This window comes from Methylomonas sp. ZR1, from assembly GCF_013141865.1.
Lineage (GTDB): Bacteria > Pseudomonadota > Gammaproteobacteria > Methylococcales > Methylomonadaceae > Methylomonas.
Map to the genome: position 1 here is coordinate 4822574 of NZ_RCST01000001.1, position 26295 is coordinate 4848868.

The window sequence follows — 26295 nt, forward strand, 5'->3', positions numbered from 1 at the left end:
TAACAACCCGGTCCTGTCTATCACGTTGATCTCCTTTGGGCTGAGTCCTTCGACTGGTTCGGCGCAACCGGCTTGGCGGATTCCGGTTCCTGTCAGAGGCTGGGGAAGAAGCTCCCTCTCCTCGCGGGAGAGGGTTGGGGTGAGGGGGCTCGAGCAATGTGATCCAGCTGTTTTTAGCCTCTCACCCTATCCTCTCCCGGAGGGCGATGGGATTTATGCTGCCGGATTCCGAGATTTTGGCATTTCCTATTGGGCACCACACACGGAGGCCGCATGGATACCCTAGATGATTTCACTACGCTGGAACAGGACGCCACGTTAGACGAGCCCCTGCGCCGCGTGGCTTACGAGGCTGGAATGATGCTGGGTCTGGAAGCAACCCGCGACGAGCAGGCCTACCATCGCCGCCGCCTGACCCGCCATCAATACTGGCTGCAAGGTTACGGCACGCTAGCGGGCATGGCGGTGAGCATGGCGCCGGCCACGCATCCCAACAACTCCGACAATCTAACCGTGCGCTTGCTGGTTAGTCCCGGCATCGGCATCGACGGTCTGGGCCGCGAAGTGCTGATTCACGAACCCTACTGCATCAATCTCGGCGACTGGCTGGCCGCGCAAACCGAGAGCTATCTGCGCGAAGGATACAGCGACGCCGATAATCTGCTTTGGCTGAAAATCTGCGTGCGGCAAAAAGATTGCCCGGTGGCAATGCAGCCGGTGCTGGCGCGCAAACTCAATCTCAGTACCGATGCGGTGCAACCCAGCCGTACCGCTGACAGCGTGCGTCTGGAATTGATTCCGGAATTACCGGAACCTGCGGGCGACGATGCCTACCAACCCTGGGCCTGCCATCAAGCTTTGCCTGCGGCGATGCCGGCCTTGTCGGTCGCAGAACAAGCCTGGTTGCAGCAAGTGCAAACCGATAATGCCGAAGCCGGCGCTCAACTGGCACTGCATGCCCGTTTGCTGCATGCGCTGGACAGTAGTGGGGTTAATCCGCAGCAATTGAATGACGAACTGGAGGAGGGCGCCCGTTTGTTGCTGGCCAGGATCAGCATCAGCGTCGCCGACATCAACGCCATTTTGGTCAACCCGCAATTAATCTCGATCAACAACTTGGTGCGGCCGTTCCTGGCCACCGCCAGCCAATTGGCCTGGCTGGCGCGCCAGCCCTGATCATGGAGGGACTATGAGCGAAATTTTATTTCAACCTCTCGGTAATCCGATTGCCGCCGGGCTGGCGCTGGATCAAGTTGCCGACATCGACCCGCGTCTGACTCGTAGCCACTATTTTGATGGCCGCTTGCTGACCGCGGAAGACCTGACCCGCGATCAAATCTATCTGGATCAGCGCTTGCGCGAGCTGGGCCGGGTGCTGGGCAGCGGCATCGTCGCCGGTTTGGCCTTGAGCTTCGACCGCTTCACCGGCTTGCTGACGCTGGAACCGGGGTTGGCGATGACGCCGGCCGGCCGGGTGCTGGAGCTGGGCAGCCGGCTCATCGTCAATTTGCGCGACCGGGCCTTGATCAGCGGCCTGAACGACGGCAATTTCTCCAATTTAAATCGGGGTTTGTACGCGGTCGTGTTGCGTTATGTCGATGTCGGCACCGACATTGCTGAAGTGTTTCCGAAAGATTTGAGCGCCAAACGCGGCTTTCAGTACGCGATGATTACCGAGTCGGTGCAAATGGGCCTGGTGCCTTTGCCGATTCCGCTGCCGCAACAAAGCCCTTTGCAAATTCGGGCACGTTTGATGAGGGAGTTGCTCGGCGAGGATCAATTGCACGGCTTATTGCCGGAAGACGCGGTGGCACTGGGTTTGGTGGCGATTCAAGAAGGCGCGCCGCAATGGCTGGATGCGCAATTGCTGCGCCATCCTTTGCGCGCCGAGCCGGGCATAGACTCGTTGCAAAGCGACTTGTCGCGGCAGTACGAAGCCTTATTAGCCGATATTCTGAGCAATCGCCGCAGCGGCGGTTTGACCGGCGATTTTCATGCCAGCGATTATTTTTCCTTGCTACCGCCGGTCGGCACTCTGCCCAAGGAAGCGGTCGATCCGGTCAACGGTCGGCAAGGTTATTTTCCGGAAAACTACCAGGTTGCTATCGCGCCTTTACGGCAATCGGACGTGGAACAGATTCGCGCCGAATCCCTGGCTTTGCCGCCTATTGATTTAAGCAACGGCGAGCCGGTGGACATCGTCGTACTGGTGCCTTTGTCCAATCTGGATTACGGCCATTATGCCGCGCAACTGGAGCGCAATTTCGATCCGAATAAACGCCTGCTGCCGCAACTGGATTTGCTGCGCCTCAAGCTATATCCGGTCAGGCCGGTACATGCACTGGATACAGACCAGGCCGCTTGGCAAGCCATCTGGGACCGCTTCGGCAGCAACGCGCCGTTGTACGTACGCCGGCCCAGTCGCGCGGCGGAGACTTCGATCAGCGGTATCGTGTTAGCGCTAGGTACGTCCTTGCCGACACCGCCCGAAGTGGTGGGTGGTCCGGCCGACGGCGGTGGCTTGATCGACGACGAGGACAACGTGTTCTTGAAACGGGTGAATTACCCGATGCTGGCCGAGCTGCGGGCTCCGACCGACGATGCTGGCCGTGCGGCATTAGCCACTTTGGTGGAGTCTTTCAGTGAGTCGGCATTGGTCGCCACCAGCCAACGCATCTTGCTATTGGTGGAGCGCCAATACGACGCGGTAATCTGGCAAACCCTGCAACAACTGGCCGTCGCCAACAATCTTGAAGCATTTTTGGCCGCCCTGCGCGCCAAACCGGCTAACCAATCGACCAGCGAATTGGTTGTTGCTGGCGGCGGGGCCTTGGGTTTGGATAACGGCTTAATCGGGCAATGGACGGTGTTGTTGCCGTGATGGGGGTTAGTTACTTTGCAATATTTTGAAGAGGACTTGGAAATTGGCGGTTTTATATCCCCTCACCCTAGCCCTCTCCCGGAGGGAGAGGGGACTTTTACGATAGGCTCCTGAAGGATAAGTTTTTGTAGGGTGGGCACGATTGAGTGCCCACGCGGAGGTACACAGCCAACGGTGGGCAAAATTGCCCACCCTACGCCTTCGTTTCGGGACGGGTTTTCATCCCGTATGCCGCGCCGAGCACCGGAGCTTTTGAACGGATCAGCCCGAAGGGGTGCGGCATGGATGCCGCACGTTGCCGAAGGGGCAGGAAGCCCCTTTCGGCAACCCCGTTCAAAAGCGAGGAGCACAGGGGATAAGCGGCATTCGGGTGTCTTTTCTTTTGGATACTTTTCTTTGGACAAGCAAAGAAAAGTATCTCGGCTGTCGGTCCGAGAACCGACATTAAAAACATCTGTCGCGATAGCGACACAATAAAAGCTGTTCCAGGTCGGGGAAGGTTTATGCAAACAAAATTTCCCCAACAGATATGGAAAGAAGAGTAAGGAGTAGCCATCATGTCCATGATTCTGCTGCATAACCCCATCGCCAGCTCCCGCAGCTTGCAGCGGGTGCACATGTTCCCCGGCCGGCATCTGGGCGAGGAAGAGTTCGACCGCGAACAGGCGTATGCCGACGCGCGGCTGGCTACCGTGTTGCAGGGCAGAACAGCCGGCATCGTCCATGGCCTGGATTTACAATTGGGGCCGAACGGCATAGCTGAACCCGGCTTTAGCGTCAGCGCCGGCTTAGCTCTGGCAGCCAATGGCCAGGCACTGGGGCTGTACTATCCGCTACGCGCCGAGTGGCAGGATTTGATCGACGCCTACCTAAACCGCAACCAGGTCGTCAGCGCGGTGGGTGTTTATTATTTGCTGTTGGCCCGCGGCGACCGGCAAATCGACGGGCCGGGCGTCGATGCCTGCCAACGTACCGAATTGGATCCAACCCGCGACACCCAAAGAGTGTTGGCCGGCAGCCTGGCTATACAGCGCATCAATATCAGCGACACGGCGGTAAATACCTGGCCGCGCGACCGCATCGAAAACTGGGTAGCCGCCGACCGGGTCGACGCCGGTTTCATGGCCAAATTGGGACATGCCGTGCCGCTGGCTTTGCTGGCGGTGGTGAACAACGAGGATGCCAGCTACCGAGTCGCCTGGCTCTCGCAGGAAGCCGGCCGCTACGAAGCGGTGTCGAACAGCGGTTACCGGGTTTTGCTCAATCAAACCGGCGCGGCGATGCGGCGGGTGATGCAAGCGGCGGGTTTGCCGGCTAATGCCGGGATTCCGTTGCCGCAGTTTTTACAAGACAATCTGCATCTGGATTTTCTGCCGGCCGCCGGCCAATTGCCGCTGGACTGGCTGCAAAATCCGGCCGCGCCGGCGCCAAATCTGCTTTGGCTGCCAACGCATCTGGGCATAGACATGGTGCCGGTGCCGGAAGAAGCAGTGATCGAGCTGTTGAACGGCCATATCGCCAGGCGGGTGATCGATTTGCGCCAGCCGGCCGGCGATAAAATTAGATTGTTGCTGGCGGTGAACGAGCCGGATTACCGGCCCAATCTATTGGATATTCCGCAAACCGACAGCGTGCTGGAAAGCGATATTTTCCGGTTTTACATTCGTGCTTATGATGCTTGGCGCAAATGGCGCCAACAATTCGATGCCTTGTATTTCGTCGAGCCGTCCAATACGCCGCCTCTGGCTGGCGGCATAGGCGTGATAGAGCATGCGGTGCTCGATCCCGCGCAATTCAAAAATCTGGATTTACCTAAACCGGAAGTGCCGCCGGCCTTACCTCTGACGATTTTCGAGAAAGTCATCGCCCGCGCCAACAGCGAACAACAAGACCCGCAAAATCCCGGTACGCCTTATCCCTACAGCAAAGGAGTGCCGACCTTACCTAACTTTTACCGCAATTGGCTGGGCGCGGACGGCAATCCGCCGCCGATAGCCACGCCCAGCGACGACGGTTTGGTGGTGCAGTACGCGGTGGCTCTGGTGGAACTGGAAGCCATCGAAAATCAGATTCGCGCCATCCGCAGCCGGGTCGAGAAAACCCGCGATTTTTTATTATTGCAACGCCAGCAACTGGATTCGCAAACCGTGGCCTTGGCCGCATTGGCCGGCGGTGTGGCCGGCGACGGCACCGGCTTGCAGGTGGCGCGCTGGTTGCCGTATGCCAATCTCAACGCCACCGATATTCCCAATAACGTCGAAAAAGTGGTTAGCACGGAAAGCGTGGTCAGCAATGCGCCTAAAGCCGTGTTTGCCACCGCGTCCGCCGGCTTATTCAATAGCGCGATCAGTCAGATGGCTGCGCCGAAAATCAGCGCCAGCAGTGCCTTGAGCAACAACTTATTGAGTAACGCGCTGGCCTCCACCTCATCGGTGTCCAAGTCGGCGTTTTTATTGGCCAGCAAGCCGCAAACCTATTCGGCGTTTGAATTGGGCATCAACAAAAACCGCCTGGATATGTTGTCGCGCATTACCAAGGAAGCGGTCAGCAAGCCGGCTTTTGAGGCCAAGGAATATAGGTTTGGGGTGATCGATCATATCAGTCCGGAAATCAACGAATATGCCAAAGCTTATTACGGGATGAAGGAATTGCTGGCCACGCTGACCGATTTGTTCGACCCCACCGATGCCGCCACCTTGCGTAAGCAGATGGAAAAAATCGGCGTGGTGGAAGACGATCAGGCCGGTGCCAATGCCACTAACCCGTTCGAGCGCAGCGGCAAGCTGGAGTCGCCGGCGGTGTTGGACAACCTGGCCGACAAAAACGCCCCGAACAATCCGCAGCGTTCCAGTCTGTTAAAAACCCAATATCGTTACCATGCCTTGTTCAAGGCCGGACGGATTTTGACGCAATGGATCGCGATTTTTGAGGCGCGTTACAACAATATCGAACGCAAACTGCAAGGTAAGTTACGCGAACAAGCCAATAAACTGGCGCAGATCGATAAACTGGCCGGGCTGATCCGGGTGGCGCGGGAAACCCTGGAAGGCATGGACAGGTTCCGCGTCGAACAACTCGGCGACTACGGCGTTGCGCAGCGCTTGCTGGACGAAGACTGGCGGCAGGTCTGGACTTTGAATAACGAACGCACCCGTATTTTAACCAAGGCCTTGCGCGGTTTGTATTACGTCAGAGTGCGCGGTACGCCGGTCAGCGCTGCCTTGGTCGACCCCTTGGCCTTGCGTTACGGCAGCAGCAAGGACATCGTCCCCGGCTGCGATTGGGAAGAAGAGGTGGATTTGCCCGCGGCGCTGGACCCGTTTTTCGCGGCGATCTGCGAGATTCCGATGGACGACTGGGCCGGCTTAAAACCGTTGCGGCCCAAGCTGCCGCCGTTTCAGCAATTCGATTATTTGGGGCAATTGCGCCAGGCTCGCTTCAAAGCCAGACCCGCCAGCCTGTTGACGCCGGCCAATACCGATACCTTGCAGGCCCGCCTGCAAACCGTGCATCTGCAAACCCAGATTGTCATGCAGCAGTGGGCCAGCTTCAGCTTGCCGGCTTTTACCGCCAGCAGTTTGCAAACCCAGGCGGCGGCCGCCAAAGTGTTGGCTTTGGCAGACCTGGCCGGCGCAGCCGGACCGCTACGCAAGCCCGCCCACGAATTGCGTGAGCAGTTGGAGCACTGCCAGTTTTGCTTGCTGGAAAAACTCAATCTGTTGCCGCCGTCCTTACGTTTGCAGTGGGGACAACTGGCCGAAGACGATCAGATTCGCGTCGAAGACGTATCCTGGTGGCCGGGCATGGACAGGGCGGAAGCCGACGATTTCAACGCTGCCCGTACCGTATCGGAATTAATCGCCTGGTGGTTCCGGCAATTGGACCGCGATGCCTCCGCTGCCAGCCGCAGCGCGATGCGCAATATGATTCGGGCCGTGCTGATTCATGCTTCCTTGGGCGATCCGCAGGAAATCATTCGCGGCAACGTGCATGTGCCGCCGCGCCTGGCAGCGATAGGTGAACGCTTGCAGGTCAAGTTGAACCGGCCGCCGTTGCCGGGTACCCGGCTGCAGTTGCTGGATACCGAGCAGCGCGTCGTGGCGGTGTTGGCGGTGGAAGACCACAGTCCGCAAAGCACCCAGGTCACTATCGTCGATATGCTGCAAAGTGGCGTGAAGATCAACACCCGCTTTAGCGTAGTGGCGAATAAGCTGACGCAGCAGCGCTTGTAAATTGCCGTTGTGACCAAGCTGGCCGCCGATACTGTTGCGATACACCGTCTGACCGTCCGGGCCGGGCAGCAACGGGCGGCTGAAAGCGTGCGCGACAGTTTGCAAAGTGCGGATTGGCCGCAAGCCGGGCAGGACAACTGGGTGTTTATCCGCCGCCTGCAAGTCAGCGGTGCGGCGCGGCAACTGCCTCGGCATTTGCTTGATCAAACCCGGCAGTACTTAACACAAAGCAATAATCCCGAACAGGTGATGCGCTTTGCCAGCTTGGCCGAGCTGTTGGCGGCTTTGCTGACCGATCTGCTGCGCGGCCGCGCCGGCTTATATTGGTATTGGCGACGCTGGGCGCATTGGTTTGATTTGCCGGTGTCGCGGGCCATATCCGGCATAGTGTCCGAACATCTGACTTTACTGCCGGCGGTTTGTGCCCGATTGGCGCAACGAGAAAAATTAGCCGCCGTCTGCTTGAGTCTGACAGACAGCGATGGCCGGCAATTGGCGGTTGAACTGGCCGGAATGAGTGGTTTTCGCTTGCCGTCTGTTTTGGAAATCGCCGAACTGCATGGTTCTGAAATCGATCACGCAGACCGGCAAACCCCTTTAGCCGCCAGTCAGCAGACTTGGGCTGAGCAACTGACGCCTAGGCCCGGATTGCTGGCGCTTTGGCGACCGCTATTGCAAGAACTGGATGTTGCCGACGGCCGCTATCAATTGGCTTTAGTGCTGATCGGCCAAGACTTGGCACCGCTGCTGTTGCAACAACAGCCGGCTAGGCTGCTGGCTATTCTATCCGCCCGTTTTGCGGCTATGCTGAACGTCAAAAAAGCGCAGACGAGTGGTGAGCCCAAGCACGTAAGCGCGAATGAAACGATCCAGCCCCGGCAAGCAAAACCCCCTTTGCAAACGCAGCCGATTAGCCAAGCCCATCAAGCCCGAGCGCAAACAGACGGCGAGGCCAATCCGAAACTGGATGCCGACACCGAGCGGCAGATACCGGCGCTATTACCGCACAAGCCCCTTGCCGAGCATGATGGCAAAGATGTCCGGCAAACGCCGATGGCTGCAAACCTAGCATTGGCCGACTATTCTCGTCCTGCCAAGGCGCTTGCCCAGGGCTCTTCTCCAGAACCGGCCAGCGCAGGCCTGGAGTTTGCGGGATTTCATACCCGGCAAGGCGGCTTGCTATATTTATTGAATATGCTCAACCGGCCAGAAATGCGCGGCTTGATGCTGGAACATGCCGAAACATTGCCCAGTGGCTGGGCCTGGTTGTATCGGCTTGGGCAAGAATTGCAATTGTACGAGGACGATGCGCTGGTCGATTTCATCGCGCGGCAATTGGGCCTGGACGATAGCGGCGAACTGGGCCGACTGCCGCCATTGCCGGTTCGCGAGCAGGTTTTGAGTCTGGCGCAGCGTTGGTACGGCAAGACCGGGGTTTGGAAGCCTGAGTTGTTGGCGCTCACCGGGCAAATTCACTACAGCCCCAGCCATATCGATTTGTACGCGCCGATGTCTGCGATCAGATTGCCCGTGCGCCTAGCCGGGTTGGACATCAATCCGGGCTGGCTGCCGTGGCTGGGCCGTGTCGTGAGTTTTCATTATGACTAAGCCGCCGCAGCCCTTTGCCGAATCGCTGAATCTGCAAGCACCTAACCGGCAGCAACCGTTGGCGGCCTTGGTGCGGGTCGGTTTGGCAGAATTCTGGGAACGGATGATGCCGGGCGACACCGAACTGTCCGAGCAATTGCGGCAACAAGCCGCCCGGCAGTTAAACGTGGAAGTGCTGCCGAATTGGGCTCAAATGCGCGATGCAGCGGCGATGCAGTTTTTTAACTTGCCTGGCCCATTTGGTCAGTGGGTGCGCGAACAACATATCGACCTGCCGCAAGCCTTTTTGCTGGCCGTGGTCGGCAGCGCCGAGACCGATTATCTAGTGACCTTGACGCTCAGCGAGTTGCAAGCGCCCAATCCCGGCAACCGCTTGGCGGTGCATCTGGCGCTAACGATGTTGGACGAACTATTCGGCGCCGGCACGCTGGATGCGCTGGATTTGCACGCTACGCCGTTGGTGCAGCAACAGGTGTTATTACTGGAGGGAAGCGGGCCGTTGTCGCTCAGGCAATTGCGCATCGAGCCCGCCTTGTGGTCGGTATTGTGCGGCCGGCCGGCGATTTGGCCGGGATGCCGAGTGATTTCGCTGACTGATCGCGAGTTGTTGCCGCTGCGCGTCCGCAAACAATTGCCGCATCTGGCAACATTATTGGCGAAAGGCGAAGTGCGCGGCTTGGCAATACGCGGCAACAGCGGTTGCGGTCGGCGGGCCTTGGCCGCCGAACTGGCCGAATTGTTGGGATTGACTGCCATCCAGGTGCCTAGCGAGCTTTGGCAACAGCAGCCGGCTTTGCCCTTGGCTTGTCAATTAGCGGGCTGGCTACCGGTAATCACTGCTAATGTCGCCGCCGGTGAAAGCTGGCAGTTGCCGGCAATCCAGCCCAATATCGCTCATGTGATTGTGCTGGGGATGACAGATGCGGTGTCCGGTCAGGATTTGCTGGAACTGGAAATGGGCGTACCTGACGAAGCCGAACGCCGCCAGCTTTGGGCGCGTTATCTCGCCGATGCGGAATTGGCTCGCCGTGCCGCCAGCGCCTTGCTGAGCGGGCCGGTTATTCAGAAAGTGGCGCGCAATGCGGTGTTGCGCGCGGAACAAAGCCGCAGCGCCTTGAATGCCGAACACATTGCCCAAGCCCGCCGCGATTTGGGCGCGGAACGCTTGCGGCTGTTGGCCGAGCCGGTGCGGCGGCGCGTCGAACGCGAAGCGGTGGTATTTCCGCCGCTGGTGGAGCAATACCTGCACGACTTTATCGCCCGCGCGCATAGCCGCGAATCGTTGTGGGAAGCCTTGGGTGTAACCTTGCAAGCCTCGCGCAATGCCGGCCTGCGGGCCTTATTCGTTGGCGACAGCGGCACCGGCAAAACTCTGGCCGCCAGTTATGTTGCCACCGCGCTCGGCGCGCCCTTGTACCGGGTCGATCTGGCGGCGATCATGAACAAATACGTCGGCGAGTCGGAAAAAAACTTGGGGAGTTTGCTGGATTTGGCCGCCGCCGCCGACGCGATATTGTTGTTCGACGAAGCTGATTCGTTATTCGGCCGTCGCACCGACGCCCAGCAAAGCGGCGAGCGTTACGCCAATATGCTCACCAACTTTTTATTAACCCGCATCGAAAACCACCCCGGCATCACGATTCTGACCACCAACAGCCGGGAGCGCATCGACAACGCCTTTACTCGCCGGCTGGATGCGATTGTGGATTTTCCCATGCCGGGGTTTCAGGAGCGCCTGGATTTATGGCGCAGCCATTTTGGTCAACGCAGCCCGAGCGACGATTTATGCAAAACGCTGGCTAGCTATTGCGACATCAGCGGCGGCCAGATCAGGAATGTGGTGTTGACCGCCGCCGGTTGCAGTCCGGCGGATCAGCCTATCGGCATTGAGCCCTTGTTGTCGGCTTTGCAGCGCGAATATCAAAAACTGGGCCGCAATCCGCCGGCGCAGTTAAAACAGTTAAGGAGTTAGCTTATGGCAACTTTGGCGTCCAAACTCCGTAAAAAATCGCCGCTGCGCAAAACCAGCGCGCCGCCCAAACCCAATGAAGAGAAAAAGCAGCGCAAACCGGCGTATCTGCAACGCAAGATGGCCGTCAGCCAGCCGCATGACCCCGAAGAAAAGGAAGCCGACCAAGTAGCGCAGGAAGTCAGCCGCGCCAAAAAAACTGACGAACAGCCGGGGGTGAAGGAAGACAAGGAGATGATTTCCAGCAAGCCGGTGCCGAGTGCTCAGCGCTTGTTGCGGCGGTTGAACCGGGCGGCGGCAAACGCCGCAAAACCGGAAGAAGAGCAAAAACCGGTGCTCCGGGCGAAAAAGCCGGATGACGAAAACAAAAACCCGGTTGCTAAGCGTTCTGTGGAAACCGAGGATAAAAAAGAGGATCAACTCATGCGGCTGAGCCGTAAAGCCAAGGAAGAAGAAACCCCCAAGGCCGCGCGGCTATTTCGTAAGGCCGCAGGACCCGAAAAAACAGACGAACAACAAACGACTGCTGCGCGTTTGTTACGCAAATCCAAGCTGGCGGATGAGGAGCAAACGGTCGCCCAAACCCGCCTGCACAGGGCTGCCGCCGAACAAGCAGAGCAGCCTGAAGATACTGAATCAGCCGCGTCGGCAAATACGGTCGAGCAGTCGGTGGAGGCGCGAATCGAGGAAAGCCGGGGTAAGGGGGCGCCGTTGCCGGAAAATATCCGGCGCGAGATGGAGCAACAGCTTGGTGCGGATTTTGCCGGGGTGACCATTCATAACGATGCCGAAGCGGCGGATTTGTGCAAGCAACTCAATGCCCGCGCCTTTACCGTTGGTAACGATGTGTACTTCGCGCCCGGCGAGTTTGCGCCGGAAGCCGACGCCGGGCGCGAACTGTTGGCGCACGAGTTGAGCCATGTGGTGCAACAAAGCGGCGGGGTGCAGCGCGTGATGCGCGCACCGCCGGCGGCTCCTGCTGCCGCCCCCGCGGCGGGCGGAGCCAAAAGTGCCGGTAAAGGTACGCTGAAGGGTGGGGAATTGCATGTGCCCCTGCTGACTTTGCCACAAAAACCGGGCATGCAGGAAAAATTCAGCGCTAAATACGGCGGACTGACCAATTGGAAACTGCCACAAGCCGACGAGCGTACCAACCAGATCGACGACTGGAAAAAGCAGATCAAACCGTCGTCCGGCAGCTGGGATTTAAAACCCTATCTCGGCAGCGACAACACCTTGCCGGATACCAGCGGTGCCAGCACGCAATATGCCTTGAAGCTGAAAGCCGGTGGCGGCGGTCAAGGCTATCTGATCGGCTCCGAAAGCGATATTCGCGAGCAGGCCATTCTGCCGTGGTGGAATAGTCAGGGGGCGCCGCATCTGTTCGATGTCGATCATATTCTGGAACTGCAATTGGGCGGTGATGCGGACAAGCTGGAAAACTTCCAGTTACTGGATGCCAGCGCCAATCGCAGTTCGGGTAGCAAGATTAAAAACGCCATCGATAAAGCGATACGCGCGGCCATTCCGCCCGAAGTGGAAGGTGGTGGCGACTTACCGGAAAATCTCTCCAAACCGTTGCCGGGGCGCGGCAAAGCAGCCCCTGGCGCTGCACCGGCACCGGCTGCGAATGCCGCGGCGACTACTCCGGCCCCTGCCGCGGTAGGCGGCGCAGCACCGGCTACTGCCGCCAAAGATCCGGCGTCGGCTGCACTGGACGCGATCAAAACCAGCTATCAGGATAAGCTGATTTTCGACGAAGTGAAGTTCGAGGGGACCGTTGGCGGCAATCCGGGCATCTGTTGGCAGGCTGACCGCGTCACGAAGATGGAGCACATGAAGCCTCTGGAAAAAGCCACCAAATCCAATGCGCCCGATCTGTTTGCCAACGATAAATTGCGGCTGCTGCCACGTCCCGGTGCCGGGGTGATGTTTGTTAGCGCCTTGAAGGGCGACCCCGGTAGCGAAACCTTCGACGCCGGTAGTTGGGGCGGCATGTCGGTGGTTGGCGGAACCTTCAACCGCACTGCCGGCAGCGGTACGGTGACGCTGACCATGCCCAAAACCAAAAAAGTCGATGCGCAGAACACTACACTAAATTTTGTCAGCAGCGGCGCGCCGACGCTGTGTCATATTCCGCCCGGCCAGGTAGCGGATGCTTATCGCAACGCTTTTAAAGCCAAGACTTTGAGTCCGATTGCGCTGAACAATGCCGATATGGATGCCAGCGCCAATATCGTCGGCGGCGGCGTGCTGACGATAGACGGCATCCCGCTGTTGGCTGGCACGACTGTAGACGTGGCGTTGGTTGGCGGCGATTTGGTGTTCTCGAAAACCTTTTCTACCGATGAATTCGATATGAAAGGGCCTATCCAGCTGGATAGCAGTTCGCTGACGCTGAGTGCTGGCGCGGCCACGCCGATTGCCGCCGCCGGCTTGGTGGAGTTTCATATCGGCGAACTGGCGAAAGGTTCCTTGGAAGGCAGCGCCACGGCCGGCGGCTTTGCGATGGCCGGCCAGCTGGAATTTGATAAACAGCTCTTCACCGGTGCGGGGCGCATCGACTATGACAGTGCTAAAGGCATCAAAGCCTCCGGTACGCTCGGCCTGAAACCGGGGGCACTGAAAGGCATCAAAAAAGCCAGTTTTACCCTGGCTTACGACGATGCTAAAAAAGCCATCGATTTTGCCGGCGATGCCGAAGTTTCCGTGCCCGGCTTTAAAGGCGCCAAACTATCCGCGCATGCCGATGATACCGGCAATATCAGCTTGGGCGGCGAGGCGACGCTATCCGACACCATCCCGCGCATCAAGGCCGGCAAGCTGAATATTGCAGCTGATCGAAAGGGCGATGTCTGGTCATTGGGCGGCGGCGGCGAGCTTGAGCCCGATTTGAGCGGATTGGACGCCAGCGCCAAAATCAAACTGGATTATAAAGATGGCTTATTGAATGGCAAACTCACGGCCAATTACAAACGCAGCATGCTGGCCGGTAATATCGATTTGAATGCCAAAGCCGTGGTCGGCGACGGTGGCGGCGAGGCCGAACCGATCAATGTGTGGGGCAGCGGCACGGTCGATGTCACTGCCGCGCCGTGGTTGAAAGCGACTGTTGGATTGACATTGGACGAGAAAGGCGAGATCACCGTGTCCGGCGAATTGGGTTTACCCAGTTCGTTGGAGATCTTTCCGCGCAAGGAGATCAACAAATCGCTGTTTGCCGTCGCCACGCAAGTGCCGATTGTGCCGGGCATCGTCGCGGAAGTGGGCGGCAATCTCAGTGCGACGGCGGGCATTGGCCCCGGCAGCCTGGATCAATTGAAAATCGGCTTGACCTACAATCCCGATCACGAGCAAGACACCAAGATTACCGGCGACGCGCATCTTAAAGTGCCGGCCGATGCCGGCTTGCGCTTGGCGGTGCGGGCCGGTATCGGTCTGGGCATTACCGGCGCCAGCGCCACCGGCGGCCTGGAGATAGGCGGCAAACTGGGTATTGAGGGTGCGGCGGAGGCGGGCGTGCATGTGGATTGGACGCCGGCCACCGGTCTGGATTTGACCGCCAAGTTATCGGTATCCGCTCAACCCAGCTTTACCTTCGATATTTCCGGTTACGTAGCCGTGACTGCATTGGGCTTCAGCGTGTACGATCAGCGTTGGCAACTGGCTTCGTATCAATTTGGTTCGGATTACAAGTTTGGTATCAGCCTGCCGGTGCATTATCACGAAGGACAACCCTTCGATGTATCGCTGGATGACGTGCAGTTTGAGGTGCCGGACATTTCGCCGGGTGACATTTTGAGTGGTTTGATTGCCAGGATAGCCTGATGAATGCGCTTAACGATCTGCTCCGAGAAGGAGTAATCGCCCATCAGGCCGGTAACCTGGCCGAAGCGGCGCGTTTGTATCGGGCGGCGCTGGAATTGGACGCTGACAATGCCAGCGCGCATAACAATCTGGGCTTTGTGCTGGCGCAGCGGCAAGAGTGGGCGGAGGCCTTGGTGCATTTGCGTACCGCGCTACGTTTGAAGCCGAATATGGCGATGGCGCATTGCAATATCGGACAGGTGCTGGTGAATATCGGTCAGGCCAGTCAGGGCCTGGCGCATCTGGAGCAGGCTACCGCTTGCGATCCGGATAGCGTCACGGCCTGGGACAATCTGGCTCGAATAAAAGTGTTGTTGGGCGACTTTCAAGGCGGTGAGTATGCGGCGATTCGGGCCTTGAAACTGCAACCCAAAGCGCCGCAGTTGCATACTCGTCTGGGCATCGCCGTGGCCGCTCAGCAACGGCTGCCGGAAGCCTTGCAGCACTATCAACAAGCTTTGGCATTAGACAGCAAACATCAGGAAGCCTGGGCGCAACTGGGTATTACCTGTTTCCTGCGTAACGATCTGGGCAGCGCCCGCGAAGCGCTGGAAACCGCACTGGCGCTGAATCCGGACGATAGTAACGCCTTGCGGCATCTGGCCTTGGTGAATCTGAGTCTGGGTAACCGCGATGTCGCCATCGCCCAGTTCGAGCATCTGCTGGCGCATAACCCGGACGATGACGACTCGCGCCTGGATTTGGTGGTGGTTTTGTTATCCGGCCAGCATACGGCGGCGGCGATGGAGCATCTGGAGTCGATAAATGAGCATGTGCGCGCGTCCAGCAAATATCAGTTTTATTTGGGTTTAGCCTTACAACAAAGCGGCGAGCAGGAATCCGGCGCGCAATTGCTGCGGCAACTGGCCGATTTACCGAATGATGCTTATGGGGTTAAGGCGCGGAAGATGTTGTTGGTGAGTTGAGTTTGATTTGCGCAAATACTAGGGTTTAGGCTTATTATTTGACCTGAGTTTTTAGGTAGAGATACTAAATTTATGAGCCATAAATCTTTTAACCCTCCCAAGGGATGGGGGAGTGATCTTTTATCTCAGTTCCAGTCCACAGCCATGGAAAATGAATTTGCCACGTTTGTTCATGCTCCAGAGTGGCAGGGTATGCTGTGTGAGGTTGCAACTATTCTCGATAGCTGTTCTAGCTATGCTATGGACCGTTTGCCCAAAGCCAATGATCCGGCTCTCCTATTATTCGTGTGCGCTCAGAGCCAATACCTTGCTTCTGTCCGATCTACTGCGGCAGGGCATTGCATAGCGGCATATCCTACTGGGCGTTCCGCTGTCGAATCAGCACTTTACGGATGGTATCTGGCAAATAATCCTACAGCGAGTCAGAACTGGCATAACAAACCCGAGCCAGACCAGTGGAAGGCGTTGAGGGACTGGAACGCGGAATTTAAGTTTTCTTCGTTAGCGAGATTGCTTGGTGAAAGAATAAGTGGGGACTTGGAAGACTGGGCAAAATATCTTCACCAAACTGCAATTGATTTAGGTGCGCATCCAAATCAGAATGCTCTCTACGCGAACATGGAATGCGAAGATCGTGAAGACGGGGCATGCGTGTTAAAAATAACGCATCTTCATATTTGGAATGACTTTTCGATGTCCACGACAAAATTTACTATTGAAACGGGGATGTTCGTTATACGTTTATTCGCCTTGAGTTTTCATGATGCTAATCAACAGCTTAATCTAAATTATAGTAGTGATCGGCTCGTAAAAAATCTGGCGTACTTACAATCGCTGAAAACCTCGGAAACGGGGTGATAGCGCGGTAGGTAGGACCGTAGGCTGGATAGAACTACGCGAAACCCAGCAGTTGATTTGAAAACCGAGTTTATTTATATTCAAACTGCTCTTATGATTAAAAAAACTTAGGAGCTTCGAAGCTGGGTTTCATTATCCAACCCCGCCTGCTTCTGAAAACCCACCAGCGACGCATTGTGGGTTCGCGCAAATGCATAATTAAAGCCGTTGCCTTTAAATGTCGGGCAAGGCGATTAATATCTAAATTATTTAAATTGCGTCAATAACCCCCCGCAAAATCAATATTCCCACTTGAAAAAATCGGCCGTAAGGCCAGAATGAAACACAGAGCGCTACTGCGGTGTTAACACTGCGCAAGCGGTCGATGACGAGTGGAACAAATGAGCGGCAACGCGTGTCCTGTCTGAGGATTGAACGTTAGGGGCAATTACCACGTAAAGAGCGGGTACGGAAAGATTCAAATTGGTACATAGTGGCGTCGAATCCCTCGAGCAATCGTGGTTTCGTATTTTGTTCATAATTGGCTGAAATGATGGCAGATGTCTTGGTTAGTGCGGCCTCACGGTAAATTTCGGGATTTCTGACTGACTACAGACCTCGAGTCTGACCTCGTCAACGGCATCGGCGGTAGGCTGGCGGGTTGGAGACTACAGTTTAGGCTGTGGAATCCCCCGCCGGCGGGCTCATCATCATCCAACTCCGGTTATTTCTCTCTTCCTGCTTCTCGGCGTTAGCGGCAAACCTCTGGAACCTTGCCTCCGTATCCAAACATGCACCGATTACATTTAAAATTCCGTGGAATAGGCCTAACCGGTCAGCATTGATACAATAAGGCATTATTTCTCAAAGCCACATTATCCAGGGAGTACTCATGATTCGCTTTCCAGCAGAATGGGAAACACAATCAGCCGTGATCATCGCTTGGCCGCACCACAGCGGCGACTTTACCAATCTGTCCGCCGTCGAAGACACCTATCATTTTGTCGCCACTACCATCAGCCGGTTTCAGCCCTTGGTGATTATTTGCAAGGACGGCGAGCATCAGCAGCATATTCAGACGCAACTGGGTCACAACGATAAAATTCATATGGTGCAGGCCGATTACAATGATATTTGGCTGCGGGATACGGTGTTTTTGACGATGGAGTGGCAGCATCCCAAAGCCAGCGTGCAGTTGCTTAACTTTCGATTCAATGGCTGGGGTAAGAAATATCCGCATGCGGCCGACGATGCCTTGAATCTGGCGCTGTTTGCGCATCCGATTTTTAAAGGCCATCCCACCGCGACCTTGGACTTGGTCTTGGAAGGCGGCAGCGTGGAGTCGGACGGCCAAGGCACCTTGATGACGACCAAAAATTGTTTGCTCAACCCCAACCGTAATCCGGATTTGTCGGAAGCGGCGATAGCCGGTCAACTGCAAAATTATTTGGGCGCGAAGCGGATTTTGTGGGTCGAGCAAAGCAATCTGGCCGGCGACGACACTGATGCGCACATTGACACGCTGGCGCGGTTTTGCGATGCCAACACTATTGCTTATACCAGTTGCGACGACAGTGAAGATCCGCATTTCGAAAGCCTGAAAAATATGGAAGCGCAACTCAAAACCTTTAAGACAGAAGGTGGCGATGCCTATCGGTTGGTGGCGCTGCCATTACCAAAACCGATTTTCGATGAACAAGGCCAGCAGTTGCCGGCCAATTACTCGAATTTCCTGATTATCAACGGCGCAGTATTGGTGCCGGTTTATGAGGATGCTATGGATGCGGTGGCGCTGGAACGCTTGAAAGGCTGCTTCCCCAATCACGAAATCATCGCCACGCCATGCCGGTCGCTGGTGCATCAATACGGTAGTTTGCATTGCGCCAGCATGCAGGTGCCGGCGTTCGTTAAATTGAATTTCTAAGCATCTGTCCGACTCATGAAAAAATCGATTATCGCCTGCGCCGTGCAGCAGCCCTGCAATCGCGGCCGGGAAACCAATCTGGCTTATTCGATTAGTCAAATCGAAACAGCCGCCCAACAAAATGCCGACTTAGTGGTTCTGCCGGAACTGCATCTGGACCATTATTTTTGCCAAAGCGAAGACACCGGGTGTTTTGATTTGGCGCAGCCGATTCCCGGCCCAACTTGCGAAACGCTGGCTGAAGTGGCGAAGGCCAATAAGGTGGTGATCGTTTCGACCATTTTCGAGAAACGTGCGCCGGGTTTGTACCACAACACGGCGGTGGTATTTGACAAGGACGGCAGCATCGCCGGCACCTTCCGGAAAATGCATATCCCTGACGATCCGGGTTTTTACGAGAAGTTTTATTTCACGCCTGGCGACTTGGGTTTTACGCCAATAGAAACGTCGATAGGCAAGTTGGGGGTGTTGATCTGCTGGGATCAATGGTATCCGGAAGCGGCGCGGCTCATGGCGTTGGCCGGTGCTGATTTGTTGATTTATCCCACCGCTATAGGTTGGAATCCCGAGGACGATGCGGCCGAAAAACAACGCCAATGTGATGCCTGGATTACCGTGCAGCGGGCGCATGCGGTGGCGAACGGCATTCCGGTGATTTCCTGCAATCGTATCGGTTTCGAAGCGGCGCCGGATCAGGCGCCGGGCATTCGGTTCTGGGGGAATAGCTTTATCGCCGGCCCGCAAGGTGAGATTTTAACCAGTGCCGACGAAAGCCAAGATGTGTTGTTATTCGCCGAGCTTGATGCGCAGCGCAGCGAGGACGTCAGACGCATCTGGCCGTTTCTGCGAGATCGCCGGATAGATGAGTATGCGGATTTGAAGAGACGGTTTATCGATTAAACGCTGATGATGTCAGCGCTTTGAGAAAGCCGGACAACAGCTAGAACTGTTGTCCGGCTTTTTTATCAGTCTTCGCTGGCGCTGCGGCTGACAGGTTCTTGAGGTGTTTCGCTGTGGCGATTGTTGCTGCGCTCGGCGAACTCTCTGTCATAAGAGCGCGGCTGGCTGCTGGCTTCGCCGCTTTCGGAATAGCTTGGAGCTGGGGCTGGACGTTCGCCGCCTTGATTGCCTATTGAGCTATTTTCGCCCGCTTCGCCACCGGCGCTTTGCTCGGGGCGTCTCTCGCCACCGTTGCGCGGGCCACGTCTGCGGCTGCGGCTGCGGCGGCTGCGTTCTTGGCCACCGTTGCCGTTTTCTCTTTTTGCGGTTGTAGTCGCGTCGTCGGTATTTTCCTGGTCAATCACCACGGCTTGCTTTGGCTCGACTGGGACGCTGCCCGTAGCTTCGGTATTTGCCGGGTTGTTGGGCGGACGGCGATTGTTGTTACGGCGGTTGTTGTTACGGCCTGATGCTGAGCGCTCGCCCCTCTCTCCTCTGTCGCCGCGATCACCACGGTCCCGGCGATTGTTTCTGCCGGATCTGGGTTTGTCTTCGTTGCTTTTTTCAGAGGCTTCGCCGTTTTCGGCGGCTTTGCTATTCCCGATCAGACGCTGCCAGAAACGTTGAATTAGACCGGCAGAGGTCTTTTTGTTTTGTACGGGGGCGGGGGAGTCCGGTAAAAACTCCTTAATCGCGGCTTTTTCGGCTTTAGGGCCGGCCTGCTTGGCAAATTCCGGTACCGTGATGTCTTCTTCCTTGATATGCAAATGGCTGGCTTTTTCTTCGCTGCTTTCGCCTGCGGATTTGATGCGTTCGATATCGTAAGACGGGGTTTCCAGGTGTTTGCTTGGTAGCACGATGATGCCGACTTGCAGTCTGGTTTCGATTTCCTGAATCGCCGCGCGTTTTTCGTTGAGCAGGAAGGTGGCGCAATCGATAGGCAAATGGGCGATGACGCGCTCGGTGCCTTTTTTCATCGCTTCTTCCTCGATCAAACGCAATACGGCCAGCGTTACCGATTCGACATTGCGGATCGTGCCTTGACCCTTGCAGCGGGGGCAGGTCAGTTGCGTCGAGTCGCCCAACGAGGGACGCAGACGCTGTCTGGACATCTCCATCAAACCGAAGCGGGAGATGCGGCCGGTCTGGATACGGGCGCGGTCGATTTTCAAGGCGTCGCGCAGGCGGTTTTCCACTTCGCGCTGGTTTTTGTTCGACATCATGTCGATGAAGTCGATGACGAATAGACCACCCAAGTCGCGCAAGCGCAATTGGCGGGCGATTTCGTCGGCCGCTTCCAGATTGGTGTTCAGCGCGGTTTCCTCGATGTCGCTGCCCTTGGTGGCGCGCGCCGAGTTGATATCCACAGAAGTTAAGGCTTCGGTGTGATCGATGACTATCGAACCGCCGGAAGGCAGAGACACTTCGCGGCGATAGGCCATTTCGATCTGGGTTTCGATCTGGTAACGGCTGAACAGCGGCACGCTGTCCTGATACAGTTTGGCCTTATGCAGATTATGCGGCATCACCTGTTTCAGGAAATTGTGCACCAGTTTGAAGGCGCCTTCCTGGTCGATCAGGATTTCGTCGATGTCGCCGCGCAAGTGATCGCGCAGGGCGCGGATGATGACGTTGCTTTCCTGGAAAATCAGGAAGGGCGCGGTTTGCTCGGTGCTGGAGCGGTCGATGGCTTCCCACAGTTGCAGCAGGTAGTTTAAGTCCCACTGCAGTTCTTCGACGTTTTTGTCAGAGCCGGCGGTACGGATGATCAAGCCCATGCTGTCCGGGATTTCCAGCGCGGCCATGGTTTCGCGCAGTTCGCTGCGGTTGTCGCCTTCGATGCGGCGGGAAATGCCGCCCGCTTTGGGGTTGTTCGGCATCAGTACCAAATAGGTGCCGGCCAAACTGATGTAAGTCGTTAGCGCCGCGCCTTTGTTGCCGCGTTCTTCTTTTTCAATCTGAACGACGATTTCCTGGCCTTCGCGAATATTGGATTTGGAGGATTTACCCTCTTCGCTGTCGCCGGTCCGATATTCGGGGGCGATTTCCTTAAACGGTAGGAAGCCGTGTTTTTCGGCGCCGTAATTAACGAAGGCGGCTTCTAGGCTGGGTTCTACCCGAGTGATGATACCTTTATAAATGTTGGATTTTTTTTGTTCTTTTGAAGGAACTTCGATGTCGAAATCATAGAGTTTCTGACCATCTACCAATGCCACTCGCAGCTCTTCGGGCTGCGTGGCGTTGATAAGCATTCTTTTCATTAAATTATCCTTATTGTAATTTGTATCCTACTTAGAGCTTAAACAGGTTTGGTTGTCGCGGATAAAGGCGGCGTGTTTCCCCATATGTACTTAAGTGAGCGGCCAGACTGACGGAAAACTGCAATTAGTTGTAGTAATTGTCGCAGCGGGTTATCGGCATTGCCGAGGGTGGCGCTTGAAAAGTGGGAGGTCTGTTATACCGAACTCTATTCTAAGGATGCAGCTCGCTCATCATGGGTTGAGCGATAAAACCCGAAAAAATTCTTTTAGGTCAGCGCGAAGACACAACGCTGAAACCCCGGTCTTTAAATTTTTATAGCTAAAGTCTATCCAAAGATAAACTAGCCTAATATAGCAATGTTTATTGACAGCAGCAATTTTAAACATGGCTGGCGGATATGTTGTTATTATTTGCCGCATGAATACCGCAGAAAATCAGACCAATCCGCAAGTCCAATGGCTGGAGATTACCGAGGCAAACAGCGAACAAAGGCTCGATAATTTTCTGATCACTTATCTCAAAGGCGTCCCCAAAACCCGCATCTATCGCATGGTCAGAAAGGGCGAAGTGCGGGTCAATAAAGGCCGGATCGACGTTAGTTACAAGTTGCAGTTGGGCGATATTGTGCGAATTCCGCCGGTCAGAGTCGCGGAAAAAAAAGACGAAATCATCGTCCAACCCACCTTGAAGTTCAGCCTGGAAAACCACATTCTTTACGAAGACGACGGCTTTATCGTGCTGAACAAGCCGGCCGGCTTTGCCGTGCATGGCGGTAGCGGCGTCAGTTCCGGCGTGATCGAGGGGCTAAGACAGGTTCGGCCGCAACAGAAGTTTTTGGAATTGGTGCATAGGCTGGATAAGGAAACCTCCGGTTGCTTGTTGATTGCCAAGAAGCGTTCAGTATTGAAGCTATTGCATGAACTTTTTCGCGGCGATGGTATCCAGAAGACCTATTTGGCTTTATTGGTTGGGCAGTTCCGACGCAAGAAGCAATTAGTCGAGGTGCCCCTGTTAAAAAACGTCGCCCAGGGCGGCGAGCGCATGGTGGTGGTCAGCCAGGCCGGTAAATCCGCCGAGACCTTGTTTACGCGGCTGAAGCAGTTTCAGGATGTCACCTTAGTACATGCCGCGCCTAAAACGGGCCGCACTCATCAGATTAGGGTGCATGCTGCTTGGCTGGGGCATCCGATTGTGGCCGATGATCGTTATGGCGATGACGATAAGAATAAAGCCTTTAAAAAGCGTGGATACAAGCGTCTGTTTTTACACGCCGAACAATTGCAGTTTGCGCATCCGGTCAGTGGCGACTTGCTGCACTTTACCGCACCATTACCCGAGGATTTACAAGAATTGCTGAATCATGAAAAACCGCTTTGATTTAATCATTTTTGATTGGGACGGTACTTTAATGGATTCGGTGGACTGGATCGTGCATTGCATCCAACAAGCGGCGAGGAGTTGTGAATGTGCCGTGCCGGAAGCGCAGGCGGTCCGAGACATCGTCGGCTTGAGCATCGAAAATGCGATGAAGCAACTGTTTCCGACTGAAGAGCCCGAGATCCGGCAAAAGATCGCTACCGATTACGCGGAAACCTTTTTTAGCAAGCAAATCGGTCCTGACGACTTGTTTCCCGGTGTGCGTGAAATGTTGAAGCAGTTTCGTGACCAAGGGTATCGTCTGGCTGTGGCGACCGGCAAGAAAAGCGCGGGTTTGCATGCAGCAATGAATGCGACCGGTGCGGCGGATTTGTTTTGTACTACGCGCTGTGCGGACCAAACGGCTTCCAAGCCCAATCCGCTGATGCTGGATGAAATCATGGCTGAACTGGGTGTGGATAAACAGCGCACCTTGATGGTCGGCGATTCGGTGCATGATTTGCAAATGGCTCTAAATGCCCAGGTCGCGTCAGTCGGTGTCACTTGCGGGGCGCATTCCGCGGCAACCTTGCAAAAATACAATCCCTTGTTGTGTGTGAACTACCCCACCGACTTAATCGGTATCATATAGGAGACAAATGGTGGAGAATAAACAAGATGTTCCCGGAGATATTGCTGAAAACAGTCCCGGTTGGGAAAAATCGGTACTGGAGAAATTGGCGTTTGCCGCGATCGACGAGCAGAAAGCGGCGCGCCGTTGGGGAATATTTTTCAAGTTGCTGACGTTTGCTTATTTGGCCGTTGTGCTGGGTATAGCGATTTATCCGAAATTCAAGGAGGATATCGAGTCCGGCACCTCCGAGCATGTGGCTATCGTTGATGTGCTCGGGCAGATTGTCGAAGGTGAGGCCGCCAGTGCGGATGTGGTGATCGAGGGCTTACGTGATGCGGCCAAGGACAAAAATGTCAAGGGTATCATCCTCAATATCAACTCACCCGGCGGCAGTCCGGTGCAATCCGCTTACATTTACGATGAAATCAGGCGCTTGAAAGCCAAGCATCCTCAATTGCCGATTTATTCGGTGGTGGGCGATATGTGCGCATCCGGCGGTTATTATGTGGCCTCGGCTACCGACAAAATATTCGTCAATCAGGCCAGCATCATCGGCTCTATTGGCGTCATCATGAACGGCTTTGGCTTTACTAATGTATTGGACAAACTGGGCGTGGAGCGGCGTTTGTTAACCGCCGGCGCGCATAAAGCCATGCTCGATCCGTTCTCGCCGGTCAATCAGCAAGAAAGTAAGCATATGCAGTCATTGCTCGACCAAGTACACCAACAATTTATAGGTGCGGTGCGGGAAGGACGCGGCAAGCGTTTGAAGGAAACCGAAGCGCCCGAGATGTTCTCCGGGCTGATTTGGACCGGCGCGGAAGGCGTCAGGCTGGGATTGGCGGATGATTTCGGTAGCGTCGATAGCGTGGCCCGCGACCACTTCGGCACCGAGGAGAAAGTAAACTTTACGCCGCAAGAGCGCCTGATCGACCGCTTGGCCGGCAAGTTCGGCGCTTCATTTGGTCATGCTATCGCCAGCCGTTTGCCTGTGCCGACGATGCAGTAGTCCGGCGCGTGTTATCCATTTATTTACTTAATTTTTGGCAAGACAGTTGCTTATCGATCAGCTTTTATGGATAATGCGCCACTCCTCAGCGTCTCGCTGATGTTTTATGGTTACTGTGTCGGTCCTCTCGCAACGATACGCTGTAAACCCCGCCAGGTCCGGAAGGAAGCAACGGTAGCAGCGGACTCGTGTGCCGGGATGTGGCTGGCGCAGTAGCCGCCCAACTCTTGCCTTTCCGCGTTGCTAATGGCTTATCAGGTTCTTGCCAGAAAATGGCGTCCCAGCAACTTCAAGCAGCTTGTCGGTCAGGAGCATGTCAGTCAATCGTTAATGCACGCCTTGCAGCATGATAGATTGCATCATGCCTATCTGTTCACCGGCACCCGTGGCGTCGGCAAAACCACGGTGGCGCGGATTCTCGCCAAAGCCATCAACTGTGAAGATCTAAAAGATTTCAACCCTTGCGGCGAATGCCGGGTTTGCCGAGATTTCGAGCAAGGCCGGTTCATGGACTTGATAGAAGTCGATGCCGCCTCCCGCACCAAAGTCGAAGATACCCGCGATCTGCTCGACAATGCCCAGTACGCACCCAATCAAGGCCGCTACAAAGTCTATTTAATCGACGAAGTACACATGCTGTCCGGGCATAGCTTTAACGCCTTGTTAAAGACCCTGGAAGAGCCGCCGCCGCACGTCAAATTTCTGCTGGCTACCACCGATCCGCATAAAATTCCGGTCACGGTATTGTCGCGCTGTTTGCAATTTAATCTAAAACGGTTGCTGCCGGAGCAAATCGACGCGCAAATGCAGTTCATCTTGGGCCAGGAGCAAATTGCCTTCGAGCCTGCCGCGCTAAAAATGTTGGGCAGAGCCGCTGACGGCAGCTTGCGCGATGGCTTGAGCTTGCTGGATCAGGCCATCGTTTACGGTAGCGGCAGCGTCACGGCGGAAGCGGTGATCGGCATGCTGGGCACGGTGGCTCAACAGCCTATCGACGACATGTTGCAGGCTTTGGCGGCAGGCGATGCGCGGGCCTTGCTGGCAAAAATCGCCGATGTCGCCGAGTTGACGCCGGATTTCGCCGATATTTTGCAGCAAATGCTGCGGGTATTGCATCGGGTCGCATTGTTACAGCAAATGCCGGATTTCGTCGATCAGGAATTTGATAAGCAATTGTTGGATATGCTCGCCAAGACTTTATTGCCGGAAGATGTGCAACTGTACTATCAGATTGGCTTGCTTGGCCAACGCGATCTGCCGCTGGCGCCCGATCCGCGCAGCGGGTTTGAAATGGTGATGTTGCGGATGCTGACTTTCCGGCCGCAAACTGCGGAAGCCCAAACGCTTGAGCCGGCCAAACCTCCGGTCGTTAAGTCGGTTGCCAGTACGCCGGCGCCGGTTGCGGTTGTGGAGAGCAGCGCCAAATCCATCGAAGAGCCGCGTCCGTTATCAGTCTCACAAGTCGTCAAACCGAGCAATTGGACCGAGATTATAGCCGCGTTGAATATCAGCGGGCGTACCCGAGAACTGGCGAATAACTGCGTGTTGGACGGGATCGACGACAGCAGTTGCCGCTTGCTGCTCGATCCGAGCTTCCAGCAAGTCGGGACTAAAGCCGAGGACAACCTAAGGGTAGCATTGCAAAATTATTACGGTAAACCGTTAAAACTGGTGATAAGCAAGCAAGTAGAGCAGCAAATGACACCGGCGCTGGAAATTCAAAAAGCGCGCGAAGATCGGCAGCAAGCGGCGGTCGATAGCATTAATAACGATGAAAATGTGCAGGCTTTGAAAGATACCTTCGGCGCCAGAATTATGCCTGGCAGTATCGAGCCACTGAATTAATATTGG

At 55.8% G+C, this 26295-nt stretch carries 16 protein-coding genes and 1 other RNA gene; 15 read left to right on the forward strand and 2 right to left on the reverse strand.

Annotation, left to right across the window (positions count from 1 at the left end; all coding sequences use genetic code 11):
* The first annotated feature begins 273 nt into the window (after window positions 1-273).
* Window positions 274-1176, forward strand: coding sequence for a hypothetical protein (locus DDY07_RS22030; RefSeq protein ID WP_171697454.1), 903 nt, complete (start codon window positions 274-276; stop codon window positions 1174-1176).
* A gap of 13 nt (window positions 1177-1189) precedes the next feature.
* Window positions 1190-2881, forward strand: a complete 1692-nt coding sequence (locus DDY07_RS22035) for a hypothetical protein (RefSeq protein WP_171697455.1) — start codon at window positions 1190-1192, stop codon at window positions 2879-2881.
* A 193-nt stretch (window positions 2882-3074) separates the two neighbouring features.
* Here the strand turns inward: DDY07_RS22035 and DDY07_RS22040 are convergent, their stop codons facing one another.
* Window positions 3075-3446 carry a hypothetical protein gene (locus DDY07_RS22040; RefSeq protein ID WP_171697456.1) on the reverse strand — a complete coding sequence of 124 codons (372 nt, stop codon included), beginning with the start codon at window positions 3444-3446 and terminating at the stop codon, window positions 3075-3077.
* On the opposite strand from DDY07_RS22040, the gene DDY07_RS22045 reads away from it, so the two are divergent.
* The 8 genes from DDY07_RS22045 (at window position 3439) to DDY07_RS22080 (ending at window position 19144) form a co-directional block, all read left to right on the forward strand.
* Window positions 3439-7113 carry a hypothetical protein gene (locus DDY07_RS22045; RefSeq protein WP_171697457.1) on the forward strand — a complete coding sequence of 1225 codons (3675 nt, stop codon included), beginning with the start codon at window positions 3439-3441 and terminating at the stop codon, window positions 7111-7113. The two genes, DDY07_RS22040 and DDY07_RS22045, sit on opposite strands and share 8 nt — an antisense overlap.
* A 9-nt stretch (window positions 7114-7122) precedes the next feature.
* Window positions 7123-8721 carry a hypothetical protein gene (locus DDY07_RS22050; RefSeq protein ID WP_171697458.1) on the forward strand — a complete coding sequence of 533 codons (1599 nt, stop codon included), beginning with the start codon at window positions 7123-7125 and terminating at the stop codon, window positions 8719-8721.
* Entirely contained in the window at window positions 8714-10693 is a 1980-nt protein-coding gene (locus DDY07_RS22055; protein WP_171697459.1) for an ATP-binding protein, read from the forward strand. The genes DDY07_RS22050 and DDY07_RS22055 overlap by 8 nt, the downstream gene beginning before the upstream one ends.
* A gap of 3 nt (window positions 10694-10696) precedes the next feature.
* Entirely contained in the window at window positions 10697-14518 is a 3822-nt protein-coding gene (locus DDY07_RS22060; RefSeq protein ID WP_171697460.1) for a DUF4157 domain-containing protein, read from the forward strand.
* Window positions 14518-15483: a tetratricopeptide repeat protein gene (locus DDY07_RS22065; RefSeq protein ID WP_171697461.1), complete on the forward strand. Its 966-nt coding sequence runs from the start codon at window positions 14518-14520 to the stop codon at window positions 15481-15483. The genes DDY07_RS22060 and DDY07_RS22065 overlap by 1 nt, the downstream gene beginning before the upstream one ends.
* Before the next feature lie 72 nt (window positions 15484-15555).
* Window positions 15556-16341: a hypothetical protein gene (locus DDY07_RS22070; RefSeq protein ID WP_171697462.1), complete on the forward strand. Its 786-nt coding sequence runs from the start codon at window positions 15556-15558 to the stop codon at window positions 16339-16341.
* 871 nt (window positions 16342-17212) lie between these two features.
* Complete coding sequence (locus DDY07_RS22075) at window positions 17213-18244, forward strand: agmatine/peptidylarginine deiminase (protein WP_171697463.1); 1032 nt, start codon at window positions 17213-17215, stop codon at window positions 18242-18244.
* Window positions 18245-18259: 15 nt separating this feature from the next.
* Window positions 18260-19144, forward strand: coding sequence for a carbon-nitrogen hydrolase (locus DDY07_RS22080; protein ID WP_171697464.1), 885 nt, complete (start codon window positions 18260-18262; stop codon window positions 19142-19144).
* Between the two features lie 65 nt (window positions 19145-19209).
* Here DDY07_RS22080 and DDY07_RS22085 read toward each other — a convergent pair whose 3' ends face one another.
* Window positions 19210-21444 carry an Rne/Rng family ribonuclease gene (locus DDY07_RS22085; protein ID WP_171697465.1) on the reverse strand — a complete coding sequence of 745 codons (2235 nt, stop codon included), beginning with the start codon at window positions 21442-21444 and terminating at the stop codon, window positions 19210-19212.
* Window positions 21445-21862: 418 nt separating this feature from the next.
* On the opposite strand from DDY07_RS22085, the gene rluC reads away from it, so the two are divergent.
* The 5 genes from rluC to dnaX all read left to right on the forward strand — a co-directional run bounded on the left by rluC (window position 21863) and on the right by dnaX (window position 26289).
* A complete protein-coding gene (gene rluC / locus DDY07_RS22090; RefSeq protein ID WP_171697466.1) occupies window positions 21863-22822 on the forward strand; it encodes a 23S rRNA pseudouridine(955/2504/2580) synthase RluC in 960 nt (319 codons plus the stop codon).
* Window positions 22806-23453 (forward strand): HAD-IIIA family hydrolase, encoded by a 648-nt coding sequence (locus DDY07_RS22095; protein ID WP_171697467.1) that lies wholly within the window; start codon window positions 22806-22808, stop codon window positions 23451-23453. Before rluC ends, DDY07_RS22095 begins: the two co-directional genes overlap by 17 nt.
* 7 nt (window positions 23454-23460) lie before the next feature.
* Complete coding sequence (gene sppA, locus DDY07_RS22100; RefSeq protein ID WP_171697468.1) at window positions 23461-24444, forward strand: signal peptide peptidase SppA; 984 nt, start codon at window positions 23461-23463, stop codon at window positions 24442-24444.
* 116 nt (window positions 24445-24560) lie between these two features.
* An RNA gene (gene ffs / locus DDY07_RS22105) (signal recognition particle sRNA small type) lies at window positions 24561-24657 on the forward strand.
* 33 nt (window positions 24658-24690) lie between these two features.
* Window positions 24691-26289, forward strand: coding sequence for a DNA polymerase III subunit gamma/tau (gene dnaX, locus DDY07_RS22110; protein ID WP_171697469.1), 1599 nt, complete (start codon window positions 24691-24693; stop codon window positions 26287-26289).
* Window positions 26290-26295: the final 6 nt, after the last annotated feature.